This is a genomic window from Nocardiopsis sp. YSL2 (assembly GCF_030555055.1).
GTDB lineage: Bacteria > Actinomycetota > Actinomycetes > Streptosporangiales > Streptosporangiaceae > Nocardiopsis.
Map to the genome: position 1 here is coordinate 679,278 of NZ_JAMOAO010000001.1, position 24,802 is coordinate 704,079.

21 protein-coding genes are annotated in these 24,802 nt (G+C 72.9%); 5 read left to right on the top strand and 16 right to left on the bottom strand.

The features are described from left to right. Positions 1-22: 22 nt before the first annotated feature. Positions 23-1,363 carry a GH1 family beta-glucosidase gene (locus M1P99_RS02965; protein WP_304451147.1) on the top strand — a complete coding sequence of 447 codons (1,341 nt, stop codon included), beginning with the start codon at positions 23-25 and terminating at the stop codon, positions 1,361-1,363. Positions 1,364-1,479: 116 nt separating this feature from the next. On the opposite strand, the gene M1P99_RS02970 is transcribed toward M1P99_RS02965, so the two are convergent. From M1P99_RS02970 to M1P99_RS02995, 6 genes are all read right to left on the bottom strand, one after another. Further along, positions 1,480-2,052: a hypothetical protein gene (locus M1P99_RS02970; protein ID WP_304451148.1), complete on the bottom strand. Its 573-nt coding sequence runs from the start codon at positions 2,050-2,052 to the stop codon at positions 1,480-1,482. Between the two features lie 138 nt (positions 2,053-2,190). Continuing rightward, on the bottom strand, positions 2,191-2,805 hold the full coding sequence (locus M1P99_RS02975; RefSeq protein WP_304451149.1) for a TetR/AcrR family transcriptional regulator: 615 nt from the start codon (positions 2,803-2,805) through the stop codon (positions 2,191-2,193). A gap of 25 nt (positions 2,806-2,830) precedes the next feature. Next, a complete protein-coding gene (locus tag M1P99_RS02980; protein ID WP_304451150.1) occupies positions 2,831-4,003 on the bottom strand; it encodes an acyl-CoA dehydrogenase family protein in 1,173 nt (390 codons plus the stop codon). Next, complete coding sequence (locus tag M1P99_RS02985) at positions 4,000-6,153, bottom strand: biotin carboxylase N-terminal domain-containing protein (protein ID WP_304451151.1); 2,154 nt, start codon at positions 6,151-6,153, stop codon at positions 4,000-4,002. The genes M1P99_RS02980 and M1P99_RS02985 overlap by 4 nt, the downstream gene beginning before the upstream one ends. A gap of 7 nt (positions 6,154-6,160) precedes the next feature. Further along, complete coding sequence (locus tag M1P99_RS02990; protein WP_304451152.1) at positions 6,161-7,810, bottom strand: acyl-CoA carboxylase subunit beta; 1,650 nt, start codon at positions 7,808-7,810, stop codon at positions 6,161-6,163. 29 nt (positions 7,811-7,839) lie between these two features. Beyond that, entirely contained in the window at positions 7,840-9,630 is a 1,791-nt protein-coding gene (locus M1P99_RS02995; RefSeq protein WP_304451153.1) for an acyclic terpene utilization AtuA family protein, read from the bottom strand. Between the two features lie 120 nt (positions 9,631-9,750). Here M1P99_RS02995 and M1P99_RS03000 point away from each other — a divergent pair, with 120 nt between their 5' ends. The 4 genes from M1P99_RS03000 (at position 9,751) to M1P99_RS03015 (ending at position 13,124) form a co-directional block, all read left to right on the top strand. Further along, on the top strand, positions 9,751-10,263 hold the full coding sequence (locus tag M1P99_RS03000) for a hypothetical protein (RefSeq protein ID WP_304451154.1): 513 nt from the start codon (positions 9,751-9,753) through the stop codon (positions 10,261-10,263). 225 nt (positions 10,264-10,488) lie between these two features. Next, positions 10,489-11,067, top strand: coding sequence for a hypothetical protein (locus M1P99_RS03005; protein WP_304451155.1), 579 nt, complete (start codon positions 10,489-10,491; stop codon positions 11,065-11,067). Between the two features lie 158 nt (positions 11,068-11,225). Next, complete coding sequence (locus tag M1P99_RS03010) at positions 11,226-12,011, top strand: class I SAM-dependent methyltransferase (protein ID WP_304451156.1); 786 nt, start codon at positions 11,226-11,228, stop codon at positions 12,009-12,011. Between the two features lie 81 nt (positions 12,012-12,092). Further along, positions 12,093-13,124, top strand: coding sequence for a hypothetical protein (locus tag M1P99_RS03015; protein WP_304451157.1), 1,032 nt, complete (start codon positions 12,093-12,095; stop codon positions 13,122-13,124). Positions 13,125-13,134: 10 nt separating this feature from the next. Here the strand turns inward: M1P99_RS03015 and M1P99_RS03020 are convergent, their stop codons facing one another. The 10 genes from M1P99_RS03020 to M1P99_RS03065 all read right to left on the bottom strand — a co-directional run bounded on the left by M1P99_RS03020 (position 13,135) and on the right by M1P99_RS03065 (position 24,073). Beyond that, on the bottom strand, positions 13,135-14,424 hold the full coding sequence (locus tag M1P99_RS03020) for a thymidine phosphorylase (RefSeq protein WP_304451158.1): 1,290 nt from the start codon (positions 14,422-14,424) through the stop codon (positions 13,135-13,137). A gap of 67 nt (positions 14,425-14,491) precedes the next feature. Next, positions 14,492-14,920, bottom strand: coding sequence for a cytidine deaminase (locus M1P99_RS03025; protein WP_304451159.1), 429 nt, complete (start codon positions 14,918-14,920; stop codon positions 14,492-14,494). Then, the gene (locus tag M1P99_RS03030; protein ID WP_304451160.1) at positions 14,899-16,161 is read right to left on the bottom strand and encodes an ABC transporter permease; all 1,263 of its coding nucleotides are present in this window, start codon (positions 16,159-16,161) and stop codon (positions 14,899-14,901) included. The genes M1P99_RS03025 and M1P99_RS03030 overlap by 22 nt, the downstream gene beginning before the upstream one ends. Further along, the gene (locus M1P99_RS03035) at positions 16,158-17,648 is read right to left on the bottom strand and encodes an ABC transporter permease (protein ID WP_304451161.1); all 1,491 of its coding nucleotides are present in this window, start codon (positions 17,646-17,648) and stop codon (positions 16,158-16,160) included. Before M1P99_RS03035 ends, M1P99_RS03030 begins: the two co-directional genes overlap by 4 nt. Continuing rightward, complete coding sequence (locus M1P99_RS03040) at positions 17,645-19,252, bottom strand: ABC transporter ATP-binding protein (protein WP_304451162.1); 1,608 nt, start codon at positions 19,250-19,252, stop codon at positions 17,645-17,647. Before M1P99_RS03040 ends, M1P99_RS03035 begins: the two co-directional genes overlap by 4 nt. Before the next feature lie 185 nt (positions 19,253-19,437). Beyond that, positions 19,438-20,487 carry a BMP family protein gene (locus tag M1P99_RS03045; RefSeq protein ID WP_304451163.1) on the bottom strand — a complete coding sequence of 350 codons (1,050 nt, stop codon included), beginning with the start codon at positions 20,485-20,487 and terminating at the stop codon, positions 19,438-19,440. A 312-nt stretch (positions 20,488-20,799) separates the two neighbouring features. Further along, on the bottom strand, positions 20,800-21,573 hold the full coding sequence (locus M1P99_RS03050) for an alpha/beta fold hydrolase (protein WP_304451164.1): 774 nt from the start codon (positions 21,571-21,573) through the stop codon (positions 20,800-20,802). Positions 21,574-21,712: 139 nt separating this feature from the next. After that, the gene (locus tag M1P99_RS03055) at positions 21,713-22,051 is read right to left on the bottom strand and encodes a biotin/lipoyl-containing protein (protein ID WP_304451165.1); all 339 of its coding nucleotides are present in this window, start codon (positions 22,049-22,051) and stop codon (positions 21,713-21,715) included. Between the two features lie 7 nt (positions 22,052-22,058). Further along, positions 22,059-23,078, bottom strand: coding sequence for an alpha-ketoacid dehydrogenase subunit beta (locus M1P99_RS03060; RefSeq protein WP_304451166.1), 1,020 nt, complete (start codon positions 23,076-23,078; stop codon positions 22,059-22,061). After that, positions 23,075-24,073: a thiamine pyrophosphate-dependent dehydrogenase E1 component subunit alpha gene (locus M1P99_RS03065; RefSeq protein ID WP_304451167.1), complete on the bottom strand. Its 999-nt coding sequence runs from the start codon at positions 24,071-24,073 to the stop codon at positions 23,075-23,077. The genes M1P99_RS03060 and M1P99_RS03065 overlap by 4 nt, the downstream gene beginning before the upstream one ends. Positions 24,074-24,802: the final 729 nt, after the last annotated feature.

The following is a 24,802-nucleotide window of genomic DNA, read 5'->3' on the forward strand; positions in this document are numbered from 1 at the left end:
GAACGAGGAGAAGGAGTCGACCGTGCCGTCACCGTTCCTGTGGGGAGTGGCCTCGTCCGCGTTCCAGGTCGAGGGGGCCCTGGCCGAGGACGGGCGCGCCCCGTCCGTGTGGGACGTCTTCAGCGCGCGGCCGGGCGCCGTCCGCGACGGCCACAGCCCCGCCACCGCCTGCGACCACTACCACCGCTGGGCCGAGGACGTGGACCTGCTCGACCGCTTGGGGGTGAACGCCTACCGGTTCTCGGTCTCCTGGCCGCGGGTGGTGCCGCAGGGGCGCGGCGCGGTCAACAAGGCGGGCCTGGACTTCTACGACCGCCTGGTGGACGCCCTGGCGGAACGGGGTATCGAGCCGGTGCCGACCCTGTTCCACTGGGACCTGCCGCAGGCGCTGGAGGAGGCGGGCGGGTGGTCCGCGCGCGGAACCGCCCAGGCCTTCGCCGACTACGCCGCCGCGGTCGCCGACCGCCTGGGCGACCGGGTACGCCGGTGGATCACGCTGAACGAGCCGGTCGTGCACATGGCCTACGGGCACGCGTTCGGCGTCCACGCACCCGGCAGGGCGCTGGACGTGCCGGACGTGCTGACGGTGGCCCACCACCAGCTCCTCGCGCACGGACTGGCCGCCGGAGCACTGCGCTCACGCGGGCTGGAGGTGCTGCTCACCAACAACTACTCCCCCGTGGGCCCGGCCACCGGCAGCGAGGCCGACGCGGCGGCGGCCCGCGCCTACGACGCCCTGCACAACCGCCTGTTCACCGATCCCGTCCTCACCGGCGCCTACCCGGACCTGGGCGCGTTCGGCGCGGACGGGATCGACGCCGTGCGCGAGGGGGACCTGGCGACGATCGCGGGCAGTGCGGACGGGCTGGGCGTCAACTACTACAACCCCACGCTCATCGCCGCTCCCCCGCACGGGTCGGCGCTGCCGTTCGACTTCGCCGAGATCACCGGGGTGCCCACGACGGCGTTCGGGTGGCCGGTGGTACCCGACGGCCTGGAGCGCCTGCTGCTCCTGCTCGGCGACCGCTACGGCGACGCGCTCGTACCGATGTACGTGACCGAGAACGGCTGCTCGCAGCCGGACGAGGTCGACGCGGGCGGCGGCGTGGCCGACCCGGAGCGGATCGCCTACCTGGCCGGGCACGTGCAGGCCATGGACCGGGCGCGTGAGCGCGGGGCGGACGTGCGCGGGTACTTCGTGTGGACGCTCACCGACAACTTCGAGTGGGCGGAGGGCTACCACCAGCGCTTCGGCCTGGTCCACGTCGACCACGCGACCCAGCGGCGCCGCCCCAAGGACTCCTTCGACTGGTACCGGTCGCTGATCGCCCGCCGTTCGGGTTCCGCGGAGGGCGATCGGTGAGAGGAGGCGTCGGCACGGCCCGGTCGCCGGCCGCCTCCGGGCACGGCGCGGGGCGGGTCCGGTGTCCGCCGACCCGTCCGCACCGCGCTCGGGCGCCGGTGGTCCGCCCGGGGCGGCTACTCGCCCGCCACGGTGTCCAGGGGGCCGCTGTCGGCGCGGTCGGGGGCGGCCTCGCCGCGCTGGCGCGCGGGCTCCCACCACCACCAGTGCGACTCCGGCACCCAGGCGGGCACCTCCTCGCCGCTGACCGGGCTCGCCTCGGCCGCGACCGCCACCAGGGCGTCGTCGATCCGGGGCAGGGCCTCCAGGTCGCCCGGGCGCAGGAAGGTCTCCCAGGGGACGAACTCCTCGCCCAGGATCTGGAGCATGGACCGCCGCCAGCAGGCGGGCCGGTAGCCCTCGTGCCGACCGTTCTCGGCCGCGGTCTGGGTGCGCACCACGTACAGGCCCAGCCGGTCGGGGTTGTTACCCGACACCAGGAGCCGGGCGAGCGCGGCGTTGAGGTTCTGCCCGGCCGGGGACTCGCGTTCGGCGCGCGTGGTCGCCCGGTACAGCTCGAAGAGCGCCGCGAACGCGTCGTCCATCAGCGCGTCGCGGTCCCTGCGTCGCGTGGCGCTCTCCTCGAACGCGTCCGTCGTCCTCCTGGCCAGGCCGGGCAGGTCCCTGCCCGTGTCCGCACTCACCGTCACACCGCCCCGTCCGCGCCGTCCGTCGAACACACCGTCACCGCGGTTTTTGCCCCGCCTTTGCGATGATAGACAACCGGCCGACCGCGACGACTCGCGGTGGCCGGTCGGCTCGTATCGGTGCAGGTCGTCGTCGGCGCATCAGGATCCGCCCGGGGGCCGGGCCAGGACGCCGTCCAGGGTCAGTGCCCACTGGCGCACGATCCGGGCCCGCCGGGGGCCGTCGTCGGTGAGCAGGTTGGCCAGCCCGAGGCCGCGGGCGAGGTCCAGGGTGGCCTGCACGGTCTCGCGCACCCCGGGGACCGACTCGTCGGCGCCGAGCAGGTCCACGGCGGCCCGGTGCACCTCCCGACCCATCCGCTCCTCCAGTGGCGTGACGCGCTCGCGCAGGACCGGATCGCTGGCGGCGGCCGCCCACAGCTGGAGGGCGGCGCGGAAGTCCACGCCGCTGAAGGCGTCCACGACCATCCGCACGACGGCCTCGGTGCGCCCCGCCCCCTCAGGGACGGCGGCCACCCCGCGCCTGAGCTCCTCGCCGCGCCGGTCCAGCATGTGCCGCAGGGCCGCCAGGGACAGGTCCTCACGGGTGGGGAAGTGGTGCTGGGCGGCGCCACGGGACACCCCGGCCTCCTCGGCGACCGCACCCACGGTGGCACCGGCCGCTCCGCGCTCGGCCAGCACTCGTACGGCCGCGTCGAGCAGCCGGGCGCGGGTGGCCCTGCTGCGTTCCTGCTGTGGTTCGCGACCGGCGTCCACGTCGGCGCCCCTTCCCGTCCTCGCCTCAGTACGACTTGGGCAGGCCGAGGGACTGCTGGGCCACGTAGTTGAGCACCATCTCCCGGCTGACCGGGGCGATGCGCGCCAGGCGCGCGGCGGCGATCGCCGCGCCGAGCCCGTACTCACTGGCCAGGCCGTTGCCCCCGAGGGTCTGGACGGCCTGGTCGACCGAGCGCACGCACGCCTCGGCCGCGGCGTACTTGGCCATGTTGGCCGCCTCGCCCGCCCCCGCGTCGTCGCCGGAATCGTAGCGGAGAGCCGCGTGCTGGGTCATCAACCGGGCCTGCTCCAGTTCGATCTTCACCTGGGCGAGGGGGTGGGCCAGGCCCTGGTGGGCGCCGATGGGCGTGTCGCGCCACACCCTGCGGTCCTTGGCGTAGGCCACCGCGAGGTCCAGGGCGTGGCGGGCCGAGCCGGTGGCCAGGGAGGCGGCCATGATGCGTTCGGGGTTGAGTCCGGCGAAGAGCTGGAGCAGTCCCGCGTCGGGATCGCCGACCAGGGCGTCGCCCGGAAGGCGGACGTCGTCCAGGAACAGCTGGAACTGGTGGTCGGGGCTGACCAGGTCCATCTCGATGGGCCGGGCCTCGAAACCGGGGGTGCCGGTGGGGACGGTGAACAGCGCCGCGCTGAGCCGGCCGGTGGACTCGTCCTGGACGCGGCCCACGACCAGGACGGCGTCGGCGACGTCCACACCGGAGATGAAGGTCTTGCGCCCGTTGAGCACCCACCCGTCGCCGTCCCGTCGGGCCGTGGTGGTGATGTTGTGGGCGTTGGATCCGGCGTCGGCCTCGGTGATGGCGAAGGCCATGATGGTCTCACCGGTGGCCAGGCCGGGCAGCCAGCGCCCGCGCTGGTCGTCGGTGCCGAACCGGGACAGCACGGTGCCGCAGATGGCCGGTGAGACGACCATCATCAGGGTGGGGCACCCGGCGGCGCTGAGCTCCTCCAGGACGGCGGCCAGGTCGCCGATGCCGCCGCCTCCGCCGCCGTACTCCTCGGGGAGGTTCACGCCCAGGTAGCCCAGGGCGCCCGCCGCCCGCCACAGGTCGGTGAGGTAGGCGCCCTCCCGGGCCCTGGCTCTGTAGTAGTCGGAGCCGTACTCGGCGGCCAGGGCGGCGACGGCCGAGCGCAGCTCGACGCGTTCGGCCGGTTCGTTGAAGGTCATGGCAGCGGTCACGGGGTCGGCCCTTCGTGGTCGAGGACGGCGTGGTCGAGGACGGCGAGGAGCGCTCCGGCGGGCACTCTCTGCCCCGGCGCGACCGGGAGCTCCCGGACGGCGCCGGCCGCGGGCGCGGTGACGCGGTGCTCCATCTTCATGGCCTCCAGGCGCAGGAGCGTCTGGCCCTCGCGCACCTTCTCCCCCACGGACACGTCCACGGCCGTGACGGTGCCGGGCATGGGCGCGGGCAGGGCTCCGGGGGTGACGGCGGGCTCGGGGACCGGAAGCGGGTCGACGGGGGTCAGGGTGACCGAGCCCAGGGGCGAGTCGACGAACACCTCGCCGCCGGCGCGGTGGACGGTGAAGGTGCGGCGCAGGCCGTCGGCCTCCAGCACCACGCGGCCGGGGGCGGCCGCGAGCACGCGCACGCCCGGCAGGTCGGGGACGTAGGACCCGCGCACGCTGCGGTACGCCGAGCTCACGCGGCTCCCGTCGGTCCCACCCCCCGCGCCGGCCCCTGGGCCCGCGTCCGGTGCCCGCTCAGCCCCGTGTCCGGTGGACGGGGCTCCGCCGCCCGTACCGGCGGCGGTGTACCGGCGCGTGTGCGGCTGGGACGGCAGGTTGCGCCAGCCGGCGGGCACGCCCGCGGGGACGGTGGCGCCGGTGCGGCTCTCCTCGGCCTCGGCGAGGGTGGCCGCGAGCGCGGCCAGGCTCCGGGTCGCGGGGTCGGCCAGCGGCTGGGCGAGGGCGGTGAGCCGGTCGCCGGTCAGGTGCCCGGTGTGCAGCCGGGCGGGATCGGTGTGCGCGTCGGCGAACGCGGGGTGGCGCAGGGCCCGCACCAGCAGGTCGCGGTTGGTACCCACACCGTGAACGCGGGCGGAGGCCAGCGCGGCGGTCAGACGGCGTACGGCGTCGCGGCGGTCCCGGCCGAGGGCGACGACCTTGGCGAGGAGCGGGTCGAAGTCGGTACCGACGGTGTCGCCGGGTTCGACGCCGCTGTCCAGGCGCACTCCGGGCCGGGTGAGCGGGGCGCGACGGACGGTGGCGGGCACGTCGAAGGTGTACAGGGTGCCGGTGCGTGGACGCCAGCCGTCGAGGGGGTCCTCGGCGTACAGGCGCGCCTCGACGGCGTGGCCGCGCGGAGCGGGCGGTCCGCCCGGGGGCAGGGGCTCGCCCTCGGCGATCCGGATCTGCCACTCGACCAGGTCCAGGCCGGTGACGCACTCGGTGACGGGGTGCTCGACCTGCAGGCGGGTGTTCATCTCCAGGAAGACGGGCGCGCCCAGGGGGTCGGTGCCCTCTCCCACGGGCACGAGGAACTCGGCCGTCCCGGCCCCGGTGTAGCCGATGGCGCGGGCCAGCCGGCGGGCGGCCTCGTGCAGGCGCGCGCGCACATCCTCGGACAGGCCGGGGGCCGGGGTCTCCTCGATCACCTTCTGGTGGCGGCGCTGCACGGAGCAGTCGCGCTCGCCCAGGGCCCAGACCGTGCCGTGGGCGTCGGCCAGGACCTGGACCTCGACGTGGCGCCCGCGTTCGACGTAGGGCTCGCAGAACACGGCGGGGTCGCCGAAGGCCGAGGCGGCCTCGGTGCGGGCGGCGGCGGCCTCCGCGGGCAGGTCTGCGAGGTCGCGGACCACGCGCATACCGCGTCCGCCACCCCCCGAGACCGCCTTGACCAGGACCGGCAGGTGCTCGGTGCGCACGTCGTCGGGGTCCAGTGCGGCGGCGACGGGCACCCCGGCCGCGCGGGCGACGTCCTTGGCCCGGGTCTTGGCGCCCATCCGCTCGATGGCCTCGGCCGCGGGCCCCACCCACGTCAGTCCGGCCGCGGTGACGGCGCGGGCGAGATCGGGGCTCTCGGACAGGAACCCGTACCCGGGGTGGACGGCATCGGCGCCGGCCGTGCGGGCCGCCGCGACCAGGGCGTCGGGGTCCAGGTAGGCGGCGACCGGCCCCCGGCCCGCGGGGACGGGCAGGCGGACGGCGGTGTCGGCCTCGGCCACGTGCGCGGCGGCGGCCTCCTCGGGGGTGTCGGCGTGGACGGCGACGGTGGCGATGCCCAGGGCGCGGCACGTGCTCAGGATGCGGCGGGCGATCTCCCCGCGGTTGGCGACGAGCAGTGTGGTGACGGGGGCGGTGGCGGGCACGGGCCCGGGTAGGTCGTTCACTCTGGCCTCACATACGGAAGACGCCGAAGCGGTCGGTGCCGGTCACGGGTGCGTTGTGGGCGAAGGACAGGCACAGGCCCAGGACGGTGCGGGTGTCGCGGGGGTCGATGACGCCGTCGTCGTAGACCCGGCCGGACAGGAACAGGGGCAGCGACTCGGCCTCGATCTGCCGTTCGACCATCTCGCGCAGGGCCGCGTCCTGGTCCTCGTCGAAGGGCTCGCCCTTGCGTGCCGCGGACTGGCGGGCGACGATCGACAGGACCTCGGCGAGCTGGCGCGGCCCCATGACGGCCGAGCGGGCGCTGGGCCAGGCGAACAGGAAGCGGGGGTCGTAGGCACGCCCGCACATGCCGTAGTGGCCGGCGCCGTAGGAGGCGCCGATGAGCACCGAGAAGTGCGGGACGGTGCTGTTGGAGACGGCGTTGATCATCATCGCGCCGTGCTTGATGATGCCGCCCTGCTCGTACTCGCGGCCGACCATGTAGCCGGTGGTGTTGTGCAGGAAGACCAGCGGGGTGTCGGCGCGGTTGGCGAGCTGGATGAACTGGGCGGCCTTGTGCGCCTCGGCGCTGAACAGCACGCCGTGGTCGTTGGCCAGGATGCCCACGGGGTAGCCGTGCAGATCGGCCCAGCCGGTGACGAGGCCGCCGCCGTAGGAGGGCTTGAACTCGTCGAACCGCGAGCCGTCGACGATGCGCGCGATGACCTCGCGCGGGTCGACCGGCACCCGCAGGTCGGGCGGCATCACTCCCAGGAGCTCCTCGGCGGGGTGGAGGGGTTCGGGCGCGGATCCGGCGGGCCGGAGCGGGTGGTGCCGCGCCGAAGGCGTCTGAGGGTGGTGGGCGACGGCCGCGGGTCTTCGGTGGTTCAGGCGGGCGACGATCCGGCGCCCGATGCGCAGGGCGTCGTGTTCGTCCTCGGCCAGGTGGTCGGCGAGCCCGGACACCTCGGCGTGCATGCGCGCCCCGCCCAGGGACTCGTCGTCGCTGTCCTCGCCGGTGGCCGCCCGGACCAGCGGCGGGCCGCCCAGGAACACCTTGGAGCGGTCCCGCACCATGACCACGTGGTCGCTCATGCCGGGGATGTAGGCGCCCCCGGCGGTGGAGTTGCCGAAGACGAGGGCGATGGTGGGCACCCCGGCGGCGGAGAGCCGGGTCAGGTCGCGGAAGGTGCGTCCGCCGGGGACGAAGATCTCCTTCTGGGTGGGCAGGTCGGCACCACCGGATTCCACCAGGCTGATGAGCGGCATCCGGTTGGCCCCGGCGATCTCGGCGGCCCGGGCCGACTTGCGCAGGGTCCACGGGTTGCTGGAGCCGCCGCGCACGGTGGGGTCGTTGGCGATGAGGACGCACTCGACACCGGAGACGACCCCGACGCCCGTGACGACGCTCGCGCCGACCTGGAAGTCGCTGCCCCAGGCGGCCAGCGGGGACAGTTCGAGGAAGGGGCTGCCCGTGTCCAGGAGCAGTTCGATCCGTTCCCGCGCCAGGAGGCCGCCGCGGGCACGGTGGCGTTGGACGTAGCGCTCCCCGCCGCCGGCCAGGGCCTTGGCGTGCTCGGTCTCGATCTCGGCGAGCTGGGCGAGCATGGACTCCCGGGCCTCGGCGTAGGCGGGCGCGGAGGTGTCCAGGCGCGTGGCGAGTACGGGGGCGGGCATCGGCTCTCCGTCGGGGGTGAAAGGGGCGGTCACGGCCGTCGCCCCCCGCGTCCGGGGGGCGGAGGTGGCGGCAGCAGGTCCTCGGGGATCAGGACGAGGCGGGCGCGCAGCCACTCCCCCAGCCCCTTGGCCTGGGGGTCCGGGCCCTCGCGCCGGGCGCTCCCGGGGGCCAGGAGCCCTTCGATCCAGAAGTTGGCGGCGTACAGGTTCGGCAGCAGGTGGCGGGTGATCCTGAGGTCGGCGGTCTCGGGCAGGAGGTCGCGCAGGAGGTCGGTGGTCAGCGTGTGGACCAGCCAGGGCCAGGCCCGTTCGTCGCGCGCCCACACGCCCAGGTTGGCGTCGGCGCCCTTGTCGCCGCTGCGGGCGCCCAGGACCGCGCCCAGGGGAGCCTCGCGCAGGGGCGCCTCTGAGGCGGGGGGCGGGGGCGGCGGCGGTTCGGGGAGTTCGGTGGCCTCCCGGGTGCGCGCGGGGTGGGGCACGGTGACCTGGTCTCCGTCGGGCAGCACCGCGGTGTGCTCGACCTCGGCCGCGGGTACCAGCGCGTGGGTGACGGCGACCCCGTCGGGGCGGGCCTCGCGCGGCGGCGCGGTGAGGTGCAGACCCGCGTAGCTCGCCAGCGCGAGTTCGACCGCGGCGGCGCCGAAGGAGCGGCCGACGGTGGCGGGATCGTGGTCGCGGGCGACCACGCGCAGGCGGGCGGTCGCCGCGTCCTGGGTGGGTCCGTGCGGGTCCTCCGCGGGCGCGAACTCGAAGCTCAGCTCCCCGGGGCGGCGGTGGTCCAGGGCCGCGCGCAGCTGGGCCTCGGCGAGGTCGGCCTTGACGCGGGCGTCCAGGCCGGTGATGAGGAACTCGACCTCGTTGCGAAAGCCGGTGAGGCCGGTCAGCCCCACCTTGAGGTCGGGCGGTGGCGCCTCCCCGAGCGTGCCGCTGAGCCGGACCCGGTCCGGCCCCTCCTGGGTGAGGCGGACGGTGTCCAGGCGCGCGGTGACGTCGGGGCCGGGATAGCGGGGACCGGCGATCTCGTAGACCAGTTGGGCCGTGACGGTCCCGGTGGTGACCGCGCCGCCGGTGCCGGGGTGCTTGGTGATGACGGAGGTGCCGTCGGCGTGGATCTCGGCGAGGGGGAAGCCGGGGTGGTCGAGGCGGTGTCCGGCGCCCAGCAGGTCGTCGGCCAGGGCGTAGTTGCCGCCGGTGGCCTGGGCGCCGCACTCGATGACGTGCCCGGCGACGGTGGCCCCGGCCAGGGCGTCCAGGTCGGCGTCCGTCCAGCCGAAGTGGGAGATGGCGGGCCCCACCGTCAGGGAGGCGTCGGTGACGCGTCCGGTGACCACGATGTCGGCGCCGGCGTCGAGGCAGGCCGCGATACCGAAGGCCCCCAGATAGGCGTTGGCGGTCAGGGGCGATCCCAGGTGCAGCTCCTCCGCGCGGTGCAGGAGGTCGTCGCCGGTGACGCACGCGATGCGGGGATCGAACCCCAGGCCCTCGGCGAGCTCGGTGAGCCGTTCGGCGAGCCCGCGGGGGTTGAGGCCTCCGGCGTTGGTGACCACTCTGATCCGGCGCTCCATGACGAAGGCGAGGCACTCGCCCATCTGGCGCAGGAAGGTCCGGGCGTAGCCGCGGGAGGGGTCGGCGAGCTGGTCGCGGCCGAGGATGGCCATGGTCAGTTCGGCCAGGTAGTCGCCGGTGAGGACGTCGACCGGTCCGCCCTGGAGCATCTCGCGGACGGCGGCGAGGCGGTCTCCGTAGAAGCCGGAGGCGTTCCCGACCCGCAGCGGGGGCGCTGGTGTCGCAGTCATGCTGATGAGAGTGACACCGGACACACCAAAAAACAAGCATCGGTGATTGTTTTAGCCTGGGTGGTCACGGTATGGCCGAATGTGGCCACAGAGAGTGGATTGCACCTCTCGGAGGTGGGGAGAGCGGCACGGTAGTTTGGCGCGGTGAGTACCTCCAAGGAAGACACCAGCACCCCCGGTGAGGCCCCCGCCTCTTCCTCTTCTCCCGAAGCGACCGACACCTCCGCCGCGTCCGACGCGTCGGGAACGATCGACGCCGCCACCCCGGACGCGAGCGGCGCCTTCGTCTCGGGCACGCCGGTCTCGCCCGTGCCCGCCCTGGGCGGCGTGTTCTCCGCCGAGAGCTTCAGCGGGCTGGGGCTGCTCCTGCTGGGCCCCGTCATCGTGAACTCGCGCCTGTTCACGCTCTTCGCCTGGTTCGGGCTGACCGACGCCGGGACGGCCACGGCCGAGGAGGTCGCGCTCTTCAACGCCGAGATCACCGTGGCGGGCGGGCTCAGCGCCCTGGCCGTGCTGGTCGGCGCGCTCTCGCTGTTCCTGGGCAACGCCCGGACCCGGGCCTGGGCCCGGTGGGGCGCCTCGGCGACGGTGCTGGCGGGCACGGTGTTCGTCGCCCTCGCCGTCATCACCCTCGTGAGCGTCCCCGCCGCCGGTTAGCCGACGGTCCGCCCGGAGCCGCGGGACCGGCCGATGCGGCCGATGCGGCCGGAGGGCACGGACGCCCCAGGACTCGCAGACGCGCACCTGGCCCGCGCACCGGCCACGGTGCGGGACGATCGCGCGGCCGCCGACCGGGTCACGCGCGGCGAGAACGGAGCCGTCCTCGGCTGACCAGGCGATTCTTAGGCGGGGTTTACGGGAAGTCGTGGGTACGTTGGCGGCGTGAGTACCTCACCAGAAAACAACGGTCCCACTGACAACACACCACGGCCCGACGAGGACGCGGAGACCGCCACCGAGCCGAGCACCGCGGCTGACTCGGCCACCACGGAGGAGGTGGCCGTCGAGGAGACGGCCGTGGAGGGGCCGGGCGCGACCGGAGAGGCCGCGACCGGAACGGAGGAGCCCGCGGCCGCGACCATGCTCGATCCCCGCCCCGGCGGCGCGCTCTCCTCGGAGACCTTCAGCCTGGTCGCGCTCTTCCTGCTCATCCTGACCATGCTCTCGGGCCGGCTGGTCGAACTCTTCGCCACCGTGGCCTCCATCGGCGACCAGCAGGTCGCCGTCGCGCAGGTGGCCCAGCTCAACACGCAGATCACCACCAGCGGCGCGATGGCCGCGATCACCGTCCTCTTCGCGGTGCTCTCCCTCGTGCTGTCCGGCGCGGGAACCCGTACCTGGGCCCGGTGGACGGCGTCGGCGACGCTGATCACGGGTCTGCTGTTCGTCCTCGTCGCGGTCGCGACCTACGTCATGGTCCCCGCGGGCGTGGAGCAGCCCCCGATGATGCCGATGGGCTGACCCCGACTCCACGGGCCCGGCTCGGTCGAGCCGGGCCCGTCGCGTCCACGCGACACCCGCGCGGGCCCGGGCGTCCGTTCCGAAGAGCGTCCCACCTGCTACAACCGGAACCGTGTACACGGTGTGAGGGCACCGGCACCGGCTCCGAGGGGGACACCATGACGACGAGGACGGCCGAATCCCTTCGTGTGAACCGCGCGTCCTGGCGGCACAGGATCCGGCGGGCGGCGCGCCATCCCGGCCGGATCCTGCCCTACGTCCGGCGCGGGGCACGCGACCTTCGCCTGCGGTTCCTCCACCGCGACCACGTCGCCTACTACCGCGCGGTGATGGCCTCCGACATCGCGCGCGACCCGAAGGCGGCCGTGGGCAGCCGGAACGAGGAGCGGTGGCTCGCACTCGGCAAGATGCAGTTCGACTACCTCGTCGAGCACGGCCTGCGGCCGGAGCACCGGCTCCTGGACATCGGCTGCGGGAATCTGAGGGCCGGCTGGCGAGTCATCTCCTACCTGGACGCGGGCGGCTACTACGGCATCGACATCTCGCCCGACATCGTGATCGAGGCCAAGAAGGAACTGGTCGCGCGGGGGCTCCAGGACAAGCTGCCCCACCTGACCGTCACCCGCGACCTGACCTTCGACTTCCTGCCCGAGCACCACTTCGACGTCGTCCACGCGCACAGCGTCTTCTCCCACTCGCCGATCGAGGTGATCGACGAGTGCCTGGCCCACGTCGGCCGCGTCCTGGCCCCCGGCGGCTTCTTCGACTTCACCTTCGACCGCACCGAGGGCACGGAGCACCACGTCCTGCGTGAGGACTTCTACTACCGGACGAGCACGCTGCTGTCCCTCGCGGAGCGGCACGGGCTCTCCGCCCGGTTCATGCGGGACTGGGAGGAACGGCCGCACGGCCAGTCGAAGATCCGGGTCACCGCGCGCGCCTGACACCCGACACGGCAGACTGTTGCACGTTCACGCGGCGGAACGGGACGACCGGCGTCCCGGCACGGACGGGAGGCGGCGACGGTGTCCGAGACCTTGGCGCAGGAGGAGTCCGTCGGCCCGTTCTTCGATCCGGCGCTGGGCCCGCGACGCATCGCCGCCCTCTCCGCACGCTCCGGCCGGCTCCTGCGCGCGGACGACGCGCCCGCCCGACCGCGGGTCCCGCTCCTGCCCTCCCTGGTCGCGGTCGCGGCGGCCGGGCTTCTGGCCGCCGCCGCCCTCACCGCGGCCGTCCTCTTCCTGACCGCCCACGTCCTGGCGACCCTGATGGTCCTCAGCCTGGTCCTGCTGGCCGTGGGCTCGTTCGCGGTGTTGCGTGACCGGGGGCCGGTGTCCGGCCTGCTGTCGCTCATCGCCGCGGCGGGGCTCGTCGCCCCGTCCGGCTGGCTGGGTCCGACGGGCATGGTCGTCACGGTCACCTCCGTGGCCGCTCTGGCCGGCCTCGTGGGGACGGGCCGCCTGGCGCGCTGGTACCACGGTCAACGGCTGCCCGCGGCCTACCACGGCCGCTACCTGGTGTCCCAGGACTTCGGCGCGCAAGAGAGACGGCTGCTCGAACGCGTCCGCTCGGTCAGGCGCGACGTGGACGGACAGGCACCGGTCCTGGGAGCGCACTTCGACGGAGCCGGAGCCGCCCGGGCCCTCGCCGAGCAGGAGTGGCGGCTGGCACGGTTCCTCCGCACGCAGACCGAACTGCGGGAGGAACTGCGGGCGCGCTCCCGCGCCGCGGTGTCCGAGACCGTCAGAGCGGCCCTCCGACCCCAGGCCGAGGCGGTACGCGCCGCCATGGACGTCGCCGAGCAGCGCGTGCGAACCATCCGGGCCTACGGGGACACGGTGTCCCGGGCCGCCCACAAGCAGCGGGAATGGGAACAGGTCGAGCGCACCCGCGCACGCGACCATGCCTACGGGGACCACCTCGCCGAGGCGTGCGCGCGGGTCGAGGACGAACCGGACGCCACCGAACTGATCGCCATCCAGCGGGTCCGGGACGAGAGCGTGCGCGAGGCCGTCGAGGCCGGCCGCTGGCTGTCGCGAGCGGCCGACCTCACGTGACGGCGCGCCCTCAGGCGACGCGGTCGATGACCAGGGGGCGTTCCTCGAAGGAGGCGGCGGCCCCGATGTCGAAGGCGCCCTCCAGGGCCTGGGCGGCGCGGTCGAAGCGCTCGGGATCGTCGGCGTGCAGGGTGAACAGCGGTTCGCCCGCCGCCACCTCCTCCCCGGGCTTGGCGTGCAGGGTCACCCCGGCGCCGAAGGACACCGCGTCCTCCTTGCGGGCCCGGCCGGCGCCCAGACGCCAGGCGGCCAGCCCCACCTGGTAGGCGTCCAGCCGGGTGAGCGTCCCTGAGCCCGGCGCTAGCACCACCCGGCGCTCGGCCGCCTGCGGCAGCGGCGCCGCGGGGTCACCGCCCTGCGCCCGCACCAGGGCCTCCCAGGACGCCAGAGCGCTGCCGTCGCGCAGCGCCTCGGCCGGGTCCTTCACGCCGTTCTCGCCGGGGGTGAGACCCGCGGCGGCCAGCATCTCGCGCCCCAGCTCCACGGTCAGCCGCACGACGTCGGCCGGACCGCCGCCGGAGAGCACCTCCACGGCCTCGGCCACCTCCAGCGCGTTGCCCACCGCACGGCCCAGGGGCGTGCCCATCTCGGTGAGCAGGGCGACCGTGCGCACCCCGTTGTCGTTGCCGATGTCCACCATCGTGCGGGCCAGCTCGCGGGCCGAGGCGACGTCCTTCATGAACGCGCCCGATCCCACCTTGACGTCCAGCACCAGCGAACCGGTGCCCTCGGCGAGCTTCTTGCTCATGATGGAGGCCGCGATCAGCGGGATCGACTCCACGGTGCCGGTGACGTCCCGCAGCGCGTAGAGCCTGCGGTCGGCGGGGGCCAGCCCGGTCCCGGCCGCGCAGATGACACCACCGGTGGTGTCCAGTACCCCGCGCATCTCCTCCGGCGAGAGCTCCGCCCGCCACCCGGGGATGGACTCCAGCTTGTCCAGCGTGCCGCCGGTGTGGCCGAGCCCGCGCCCCGAGAGCTGCGGCACGGCGGCCCCGCAGGCGGCGACGGTGGGGGTGAGCGGCAGCGTGATCTTGTCGCCCACGCCGCCGGTGGAGTGCTTGTCGGTGGTGGGCCGACCCAGGTCGGAGAAGTCGAGCCGGTCGCCGGAGGCCAGCATGGCCAGGGTCCAGCGGCTGACCTCGGTCCGGTTCATGCCCCGCAGGTAGATCGCCATGGCCAGCGCCGACATCTGTTCCTCGGCCACCTCGCCGCGGGTGTAGGCGCCGATCACCCAGTCGATCTGCTCCGGGGTCAGCTCCGCCCCGTCGCGCTTGGCGCGGATGACCTCGATGACGTCCATGTCCTGTGCCCTTCTTGAACGGAGAAGGGCGTCCCCCCGGTGGTGCCGGGGGGACGCCCAGTGCGGATCAGGCGAGGTTGTGCGGTCCGAAGGCCTGCGGCAGGACCCGGTCCAGGGTCCAGACCCCTTCGGGGGTGTCGATCAGCAGGTCCGGCCCGCCGTGCTCGAAGAGCAGCTGCCGGCAGCGCCCGCACGGCATCAGGGGCTCGCCCCGGCCGTCGACGCAGGCGAAGGCGGTCAGTCGGCCGCCGCCGGTGGAGTGCAGCGCGCTGACCAGTCCGCACTCGGCGCACAGCCCCACACCGTAGGAGGCGTTCTCCACGTTGCAGCCGGTAACGGTCCGGCCGTCGTCGACCAGGGCCGCCGCCCCCACCGGGAACCGCGAGTAGGGCGCGTAGGCGTGTCCCATGGCCTCCCGGGCCGCCTGGCGCAGCGCGGCCCAGTCCACGGAGCCGGGCTCCGGTGCCGTGTCGGTCATGAGCGGCTCGCCCTCCACTGCTTGCCGATGGCCGCCGGCGGCCGCAGCCGCTGGGAGGCCAGTGACAGCACCAGCAGCGTGGTGATGTGCGGGCTGTAGGTCGCCAGCTCGCGCGGCAGCGAGTCGGTGGTGAAGTACCAGAGGAGCAGGAGCACGCCCGCGACCACGCTGGCGATGGCGATCCCCTTGCGGTCCTTGCGGACCTGCCAGACCGCCACGGCCAGCAGGACGGCCGCCAGGAGCAGCAGCAGCGCGTGGATGGCCTCGCCGCCGCCGCGGAGCTGCAGCGCGTCGGTGTAGCCGAACAGTCCGGCGCCCATGGCGACCCCGCCGGGGCGCCAGTTGCCGAAGATCATCGCGGCCAGACCGATGAACCCGCGTCCGCCCGTCTGCCCCTCCTGGTAGATGTTGGAGGCCACCAGCGCCAGGAACACGCCGCCCATGCCCGCCAGCCCGCCGGACACCACGACCGCGGCGTACTTGAGGCTGTAGACCCGGACACCGAGGGACTCCGAGGCGTCGGGGTTCTCGCCCACCGAGCGCAGCCGCAGACCGAACGCGGTCCGCCACAGCACCACGTAGGTCAGCGGGATCATCAGGAGCGCCACGAGCGTCAGCGCCGACATGCGGGTGGTCAGGCCGACCACCAGCGAGGCCAGGTCGCTGACCAGGAACCAGCCGCGGTCCGCCACCGGGCCGAGCAGGTCCCCCACATACGGCAGGCCGAGTGTCGGGAAGCCCGGCGTGCTCGGCGACTGGGCCGCGCCGGCGCCGGGCACGTCCGAGTACAGCAGGATCGACATGTAGCGCATCGCGCCGAGCGCGAGGATGTTGATCGCCACGCCGGAGACGATGTGGTCGACCGCGAACGTCACGGTGGCCACGGCGTGCAGCAGGCCGCCCGCCATGCCGCCCAGGACGCCCGCCATCAGGCCGATCCAGGGGTTGTCGAAGGTCCAGGCGAAGTAGGCCCCGAACCAGGTGCCCAGGATCATCATGCCTTCGAGGCCGATGTTGATGATGCCCGCGCGCTCGGACCAGAGGCCGCCCAGGCCCGCCAGGCCGATGGGCACCGCGAAGGTGAGCGTGGTGTTGATCGTTCCGGCGTCGGTCAGCATGTCCTGGCCGGTGATGACCCGCAGCCCCGCGAGGGACACGAACACCGCGCCCACCAGGGACAGGAAGCGCCACCGGCTGCGTCCGGAGGGACGGGCCGCGGGCCTGCGGACCGGTTCCATCACGTCGAGTTCCTGGCTCACTTCGCCTCACCGCCACCCGTGGTCTCGACGGTTCCGCCGAGCTGTCGACCGATCTGCTGCTGCTGGTAGCGCCGGCCCCAACGGTGCACGACCTCGTAGACGACCACGACGGTGAGCACGATGGTGGCCTGCGCGATGACCGCGATCTCCTGCGGGATGGCGTCGAAGGGCAGGATGCCCGCCGCCTGGTTCAGGAAGGACCAGAACAGGGCGGCGAAGACGATGCCGACCGGGTGGTTGCGGCCCAGCAGCGCGATGGCGATGCCGATGAAGCCGATCCCGGTCGGGAAGTCCAGCGCGTAGTAGTGCGAGTGCCCGAGCAGCTGGGGCAGGCCCACCAGCCCGGCGACCATGCCCGAGAAGAGCATGGACAGGAACACCATCTTCTTGACGTTGACACCGCTGGCCTCGGCGGCCGACTGCGACTGGCCGGTGGCCCGCAGCTCGAAGCCGAAGCGCGTGCGGTTGAGCATCACCGAGTAGGCGATGCCGACCGCGGCGGCCAGGAACACCAGGCCGAAGATCTCGTTGTCCGAGCCGAGGAAGCCCGCGGGGATGCCGGGCACCCACGAGGACTCCTCCATCGGCGGGGTGCCGATGTTGTTGGTGCTGATCTGCACCGCGAGGCGGTCGGTGTTGAGCAGGTAGGCGGTGATGCCGGTGGCGATGGCGTTGAGCATGATCGTGGAGATCACCTCGGACACGCCGCGCGCCACCTTCAGGTACCCGGCGATGCCCGCCCAGACGCCGCCGACGGCCACGGCCGTGGCGATGATGACGATCTGGCTCAGGACCGGGGGCAGGACGAGATAGCCGCCGACCGCCGCCGCGAGCAGGGCCGCGAGCCGGTACTGGCCGTCCACGCCGATGTTGAACAGCTTCATCTTGAAGCCGATCGCCACGGCGACGGCGGCCAGGTAGTAGGTGGTGCTGTCGTTGATGATCTGCACCATGCTGTCGGGCCGGGTCCCGTACTCCAGCATGCGGGCGAAGGTGGCCGTCGGGGCGATCCCGCTGAAGAACAGGACCGCGGCGGTCACGCCCGTGGCGATCACACCGGCGATCATGACCGCCGCGAAGGACAGGGCCAGCATCGCGCCCAGCCGGTGGAACAGCACGAACGCCAGGGCCGAACCGATCAGGCCGCCCAGGGCGGCCGCGACCGGCTCGATGAGCTGCAGGTCCAGCACCCAGGCGGACAGCAGGCCGCCGACGACCGACAGGACCAGGGCGATCGGGACGACCAGGGTGTTGTGGAGGGCCGTGCCCTCCTCACTGGTGCCGTCTGCCCCGGCACGGAACTCCTCGGGCACCATGTGCCTGGTCAGGCCCACGAAGGCGAAGGCCACGACGACGCCGATGATGAGCGCGGCCCACCAGAGCAGCCCCGTGTCGGCGACGAAGGTGACCGCCGTGCCCAGCACGGCCGCGATGGCCAGGGCGACAGGGCCCGGCATGGTCCGGGTGGGACGGGTCGTGTCACTCATGCTCCGCCCCCGTTCTCGCTTCGGTCGGCACCGTCAGCACCGCTGTCACCTTCTGTTGGACCGTCCCCCCCGTGCAGGCCGGCGCCGGTCATGGCCGAGCCCAGCTGTTCGGGGGTGACGGTGGTCGGGTCGGCCTGGGCGACCAGGCGGCCGCGCAGGATCACGTGGAGGGTGTCGGACATGCCGATCAGCTCGTCGAGGTCGGCCGAGACCAGCAGCACGGCCAGACCGGCGGTCCGGGCCTCGCGCAGCTGCTCCCAGATCGCGGACTGGGCCCCCACGTCCACACCCCGGGTGGGGTGCGCGGCGACCAGGAAGCGCGGCGTACCGCTCATCTCCCGGCCGATGATGAACTTCTGCTGGTTGCCGCCGGAGAGCGCGTCGGCGATCACGTCGATGTTGGGCGTGCGGACGTCGTACTCCTCGACGATCCGCTCGGAGTCGGCGCGCGCACCGGCCTTGTTGATCCAGCGTCCGCGCACACTGGGCGCCTTGGTCTGGTGGCCCAGGATGCGGTTCTCCCACAGCGGGGACTCCAGCAGCACGCCGTGCCGGTGACGGTCCTCGGGGATGTAGCCGACGCCGGCCTCGCGCACCTTGAGCGTGGACCAGCCGGTGATGTCCCGGCCCTCCAGGACGATGGAGCCCGAGGCGACCGGACGCATGCCCATGATCGCCGCGATCAGTTCCGACTGGCCGTTGCCCTCGACGCCGGCGATGCCGACGATCTCGCCCTGGTGGATGTCGACGCTGACGCCGTCCACGACGGGGCGGCCCTCGGGGGAGGTGACCGTGACGTCGTCCAGGGACAGGACCACGTGGTCGGTGACCGTGGACTCGCGCAGCTCGGGCACGGGGAGCTCGCCGCCGACCATCAGCGTGGCCAGCTCGCGGGCGGTGGTGGAACCCGGGTCGGCGGTCGCCACGGTGGTGCCCCGCCGGATGACGGTGATCTCGTCCGCGACGGACAGGACCTCGTCGAGCTTGTGCGAGATGAAGATGACGGTGAGGCCTTCGCGCTTGAGCTCGCGCAGGTTGTCGAAGAGCTCGTCGACCTCCTGGGGGACCAGCACCGCGGTGGGCTCGTCGAGGATGATCGTCTTCGCGCCGCGGTAGAGGACCTTGAGGATCTCCACGCGCTGGCGGTCGCCGACGCCCAGTTCCTCCATCAGGCGGTCGGGGTCGACCCCGAGCCCGTACTGGTCGGACAGCTCCTGGATGCGGGCGCGGGCGCGGCGGCCGATGCCGTACTCGCGCTCGGCGCCCAGGACCACGTTCTCCAGCACGGTGAGGTTGTCGGCCAGCATGAAGTGCTGGTGCACCATGCCGATGCCGTGCCTGATGGCGTCGGAGGGCGAGTGGAAGCGCACCTCCTGGCCCCGGATGAGGATGCGTCCCTCGTCCGGGCGGTGCATGCCGTAGAGGGTCTTCATCAGGGTGGACTTGCCCGCCCCGTTCTCGCCGACGATGGCGTGCACGGTACCGGGAGCCACGGTGATGTCGATGTCGTGGTTGGCCACGACGCCGGGAAAACGCTTGGTGATCCCGTGCAGCTCAACGGCGGGAGGACCGGAGGTCTCCACGCCCGATGGCGTGCTGCTCATCTGTCTCCTTGTGGGAATCGCGGCGGGGGCGGGGCCTGCTCCGGGCGTGCCCGCCACCGGCGCGGAACGGCGACCGGGGCGGCACCGGGAGGCGGGATCACTCCCGTTTCCCGGTGCCGCCCTCGGGTGTGTCCGACGGCCCGCGAGGGGGCGTTCCACCTCACGCGGGCCGCGCACGGTTCACGCTACGGCGTGGACGAGACCTCGATCTCGCCGTCGATGATCTGCTGCTTGAGGCCGTCCAGCTCCTCCTGGATCGGGCTGATCAGCTCCTCGTTGGAGGTGGTGTAGTCGACACCGCCGTCGGCCAGGTCGAAGCGCTGGATGCCCGACTGCGGGTCGCCCTCCACGACGGCCTCGATCATCTCGAAGACGGCCACGTCCACCTGCTTGATGGCGGAGGTGAGGACGTAGGGCTTCTGGGAGTCCTCGGCGTTCTCGTACTGGTCGCTGTCGACACCGACGAAGAGGAAGTCGTTCTCCTCGGCGGCCTGCAGGACACCGTTGCCGGAGGCGCCGGCCGCGTGGTAGATGACGTCGGCACCGCGGTCGTACTGGGCCTGGGCGGCCTCACGGCCCTGGGCCGGGTCGGAGAAGCCGCTGAAGTCCGGCGGCTGGCTCAGGTAGTCGATCTCGATGTTGATGTCGGAGTCGACGTGCTCCACGCCCTGGACGAACCCGGCCTCGAACTTCTGGATCAGCGGGGTCTCGACACCGCCGATGAAGCCGACGTGGTCCTCCTCGGTGGACAGCGCCGCGGCGGCGCCGGCCAGGAAGGAGGCCTGCTCCTCGGCGAAGACCAGGCTGGTGACGTTGTCGATGTCCTCGATCTCGGAGTCCACGATCGCGAACTGGACGTCCGGGTAGTCGGCGGCCACGGACTGGACGGACTCGGCGTAGGCGAACCCGACGGCGATGACGACGTCGAAGCCCTCCTCGGCCATGGTGGCCAGGCGCTCGGCCTTGGCGGAGTCGGCCTCACCGTCACTCGGCTCGAAGTCGCGGGTCTCCACCCCGAGCTCGTCCGCGGCACGCTCCAGGCCGCGGTAGGCGGAGTCGTTGAACGAGCGGTCTCCACGACCGCCGACGTCGTAGGCCAACCCCACACGGACGTCGGAGGACTCCTCGCCCTCCGCCTCGGAGCCGCTCTCCTCGGCCGGACTGTCGCATGCGGTGAGGGCCAGCACACTCGCTGCCGCGATCGCGGCGAACTTGGCTGCGTTGCTGCGCTTCACTTCGTTAACTCTCCCCTTCGCCCTCTCAGCGGCCCACATTCGTGCGGAACCGACCTGAGTTCTGCTGCCGGACAATATCCGCTGGCCGAAAGTACACCTAACCAACGGGCGGAGTTGTTATGAAGGCGAGAGCAGAGCGACACGGGTCCTTACTCGGAAGTTACCAAGAGCACACTCGGACGAGGCGGTCCGGAATCAGAAGACCGTTTTCGACCTCCCGTTCCCCCTTCCTGGCAGCCACTACCACCCCGTGCGCCCGATGGGTGACCGACCGTGCCGAGACGCATGTCACGGCGACCGGTCTAGACCGGACTACCCAACCGGCGGAGCCGTCCCGGCGCCCCGTCCGCGGGCCCGTTCCCCCAGGAACTCCACGACGGCCTGCTTGAAGACCCGTGAGGAGACCGCGTTGGCGTGGTCCCTCCCCGGAACCTCCACATGCGTCCCGCCGCAGCGCGACGCCAGACCCTCCGCACCCGCGGCGAGGGTATCCCGGGCCCCGGAGACCAGGAGGACGGGCACGCCGACGGGGAGCGGATCGGCGCTGAACGGGCGCGCGGCCTGACCCCGCGCGCAGGCGGCCAGCGCTGCCGGGTCGTTGCCCGGCAGTGCGGCGACCGTGCGGAACACGTGGTCGAAGGGAGTGTCGCCGGAGCCCGGATCGGACAGGTCGGTACCGGCGAAGGCGTCGCCCGGACCGAAACCGCCCAGGACGAGGGAGCGCACCCGCCCGGGGTGCCGCACGGCCAGCTCCCACGCCAGGCGCGAGCCCATGGAGTAGCCGACCGCGTCCACCCGTGCCACACCGAGCTCGTCGAGCATCGCCACCAGGTCGGCCACGCAGTGTTCGGGCAGGTAGGAGCCGCTGTCGCCGGGCTTGTCGCTGGCTCCGTGGCCGCGCAGGTCGGGCCCCAGGACGCGGTGCCCGGCGTCCGCCAGGGCCTGCGTCCAGCCCGTGGCCCGCCAATTCATGTCGAAGGTGGTGCCGAAACCGTGCAGGAGAAGGACGGGGAGCGCCTCGGACGGCTCCTCCGGCCGCAAATCCACATAGCGCATTGTTACGTCTCCGGCGAGATTCGCGGTCATGTTTCCTTCAGTCCTTTGCCGGGGTTGGGGAATGATCCGAAAAATCCGAAGGACCATTCAGATGTTCCTATAAAAGTGCCGCCCGGAAGGGCCGCCCGGTTTGTGGCCACGTCCAGTCCGGGCGGCCGACGCGAAAACGTCAGTCCGTGGGCGGCTTGAGGCGGACCCGACGGGTCGGCCGGGCCTCCTCGGCGGGCACGCGCCCCACGATGCCCGCCTGCGGCGCGTCCGCGGCGACGGCGAAGGTGACCAGGGGCGCGCCCACGGCCACGACCTCGTCCTCGGCGGCGTGCAGCTCCACGACCCGCCCCTCCTTGGGCGAGGGGATGACCACGGCCGACTTGGTCGTCTCCACCTCCACCAGCGGGGCGTTGCGCTCGATGCGGTCGCCGACGGCGACCTGCCACTCCAGGACGGTCGCCTCGACCAGGCCCTCGCCCAGGTCCGGAAGCGTGAAGGTGACGTTCTCTTCTGCCATGGTCGGTCTAGTACTCCAGGGTCCGTTGGACCGCGAACAGGACGCGGTCGATGGTGGGAAGGTACTGCGGTTCGAGGGGTCCGGCGGGGTAGGGCACGTCGAAGCCGGTGACGCGCTGGACCGGTGCGGCCAGGTCCCGGAAGCAGTTCTCGGTGACCAGGGCGGCCACTTCGGCGCCCAGCCCGGCGGTGAGCGGCGCCTCGTGGACGACCACCGCCCTCCTGGTCCGTGAGACGGAGGCGGCGAGCCCGGCGGCGTCGATCGGCTTGAGCCAGCGCAGGTCCAGCACCTCCAGGTCCACACCGTCCTCGGCGGCCAGTTCGGCGACCTTCAGGCACCGGTGCACCATCGCGCCCCAGGCGATGAGCGTGGCGTGGCGACCATGGCGCACGATACGGCTGGTACCGATGGGATCGGTGGGCTCGCGCAGTTCGACCGGCCCGCGGTCCCAGTAACGCGCCTTGGGCTCCATGTAGACGACCGGGTCGTCGCTGCGCACCGACTGCAGCAGGAGGCTGTAGGCCTCGGCGGCGTCGGAGGGCGCGGCGACCTTGAGCCCGGGCGTGTGCGCGAACAGCGCCTCCAGGCTCTCCCCGTGGTGCTCGGGGGCCTGGATCCCGCCGAAGGAGGGCAGGCGCAGCGTGATCGGCATGGGCGCGGCGCCGCGGGTCCGGTAGTTCATCCGTGCGACCTGGTTGACGATCTGGTCGACGGCCGGATAGGCGAAGCCGTCGAACTGGAGCTCGGGGACGGGCCGCCAGCCGTTCATGGCCAGGCCGACCGCCATGCCCATGATGGCGGACTCGGCCAGGGGCGTGTCGAAGACGCGCTGGTCGCCGAACTCCTTCTGCAGGCCGTCGGTGACCCGGAAGACGCCGCCGAGGGCGCCGACGTCCTCGCCGAAGACGAGGGTCGCGGGGTCCTCGGCCAGCAGGACGCGCAGAGCGCGGTTGATCGCCTGCTGCATGGACAGTTCGGCGGCCGGGGGCTCGGTGGTGGCGTCGTCGCGCTCGATCAGCTCGGTCACAGCTCGACCTCTTCCTGCCAGGTACGGCGCTGCCGGGACAGCTCCTCGGTGGTCTCCCGGAAGACGTGGGTGAACAGGTCGGACCCGTCCGGTTCGGGGGCGGCGGCGACGCCGTCGCGGATCCGCGCCGCGTGCTCGCGGGCGCGGGCGTCGTCCTCGGCCAGGTCCGCCTCCGCGGCGTGCCCGGCGGAGAGCAGGGCGCGGCGCAGGAGGGTGACGGGGTCGCGCTCGCGCCAGCGGGCGGTCTCGGCTCCGTCGCGGTAGCGGGTGGGGTCGTCGGAGGTCGAATGCGGCTCGACGCGGTAGGTGAGCGCCTCGATGACGGTGGGCCCGCCTCCGCGGCGGGCACGGGCCACGGCCTCGGCGGTGGCCTCGTAGACGGCCCCGGCGTCGTTGCCGTCCACCAGCACGCCGGGCAGGCCGTAGCCCTCGGCGCGCGCGGCGACCGAGCCGCCCGCGACCTGGCGGTCGTTGGGGACGGAGAGCGCCCACTGGTTGTTCTGGCAGAAGAAGACGACCGGGGCCCGGAAGACGCCGGCGAAGTTCATCGACTCGTGGACGTCGCCCTCGGAGCTGGCGCCGTCGCCGAAGTAGGCCAGGGCGACGCCGTCGTCGCCGCGCAGCCGCTCGCCCACCGCCCAGCCGACCGCGTGCGGGACGGGGCCGCCGACGACGGCGTTGACGGCGCCGAAGCGCGAGGCCATGACGTCGTAGAGGCCGCCGTGCCACAGGGCGCGGTGAGTGGACATGTAGCCGACCATCTCCACGCCGTAGGCGAGGGCGGCGGCCATCTCACGGTAGGTCGGGAAGACGAAGTCGCGCGTGGAGTCCAGGGCCGAGGCGCTGGCGACCTGGGCGGCCTCCTGGCCGCGGACCGACACGTAGGCGGGGAAGACGCCCTGGCGCTGCAGGGCGATGGCCTCGGTGTCGAGGTCGCGCGCGGTCCGCATGTGGCGGTAGAGCTCGCGGGTGAGGTCGGCCGGCAGGTGGTCCACGGCGATGGATCCGGGGGCGTCCGGGCGCGCAGCGCCTCCGTTGAGGGGGGTAGCCCCACTCTTCCCATGAGGGCCCTGGGGCGATGGCGGGCGACGATCGGGAGTCTCCGGGCGCGCAGCGCCTCCGTTGAGGGGGGTAGCCCCACTCTTCCCATGAGGGCCCTGGGGCGATGGCGGGCGACGATCGGGAGTCTCCGGGCGCGCAGCGCCTCCGTTGAGGGGGGTAGCCCCACTCTTCCCATGAGGGCCCTGGGGCGATGGCGGGCGACGATCGGGAGTCTCCGGGCGCGCAGCGCCTCCGTTGAGGGGGGTAGCCCCACTCTTCCCATGGGGGCCCTGGGGCGATGGCGGGCGACGGGTGGGCATGGTGAGCGGCTCCCAACGTGGCCCCGTCGCTCGCGCGGTCAGGGCTCGGGGTGATTCACGGTCTACCTCTGATTCTCCGCAAGACTCGACAGATCCGCTAGATATCCGCTCATACTTGATACATACGAGCACCGATCAGGACAGATCGTTCTCCATCGTCCAACATGAGGGGCACCCGGAGCCCGAAAAGGACACCACGGCCTGTACATCCACGAACCATCACCGATCGCCCCTCGACGGACGCACTCCTGAACCACCCCGAACACCCCCGGTGACCGACTGGACCAGAACGGCCATGGTGGCGCTCCCACTTACCACTCGTCGACGAAATAGCCGATTGACGCGACAAACAGACCTGGAAAC

What these genes read in the sequence shown, in the direction of transcription:
- M1P99_RS03040 (WP_304451162.1), bottom strand. Translation starts at nt 19,252, where the DNA reads ATGAGCAGCACGCCATCGGGCGTGGAGACCTCCGGTCCTCCCGCCGTT.
- M1P99_RS03035 (WP_304451161.1), bottom strand. Translation starts at nt 17,648, where the DNA reads ATGAGTGACACGACCCGTCCCACCCGGACCATGCCGGGCCCTGTCGCC.
- M1P99_RS02990 (WP_304451152.1), bottom strand. Translation starts at nt 7,810, where the DNA reads ATGCCCGCCCCCGTACTCGCCACGCGCCTGGACACCTCCGCGCCCGCC.
- M1P99_RS03010 (WP_304451156.1), top strand. Translation starts at nt 11,226, where the DNA reads ATGACGACGAGGACGGCCGAATCCCTTCGTGTGAACCGCGCGTCCTGG.
- M1P99_RS03055 (WP_304451165.1), bottom strand. Translation starts at nt 22,051, where the DNA reads ATGGCAGAAGAGAACGTCACCTTCACGCTTCCGGACCTGGGCGAGGGC.
- M1P99_RS03020 (WP_304451158.1), bottom strand. Translation starts at nt 14,424, where the DNA reads ATGGACGTCATCGAGGTCATCCGCGCCAAGCGCGACGGGGCGGAGCTG.
- M1P99_RS03050 (WP_304451164.1), bottom strand. Translation starts at nt 21,573, where the DNA reads ATGACCGCGAATCTCGCCGGAGACGTAACAATGCGCTATGTGGATTTG.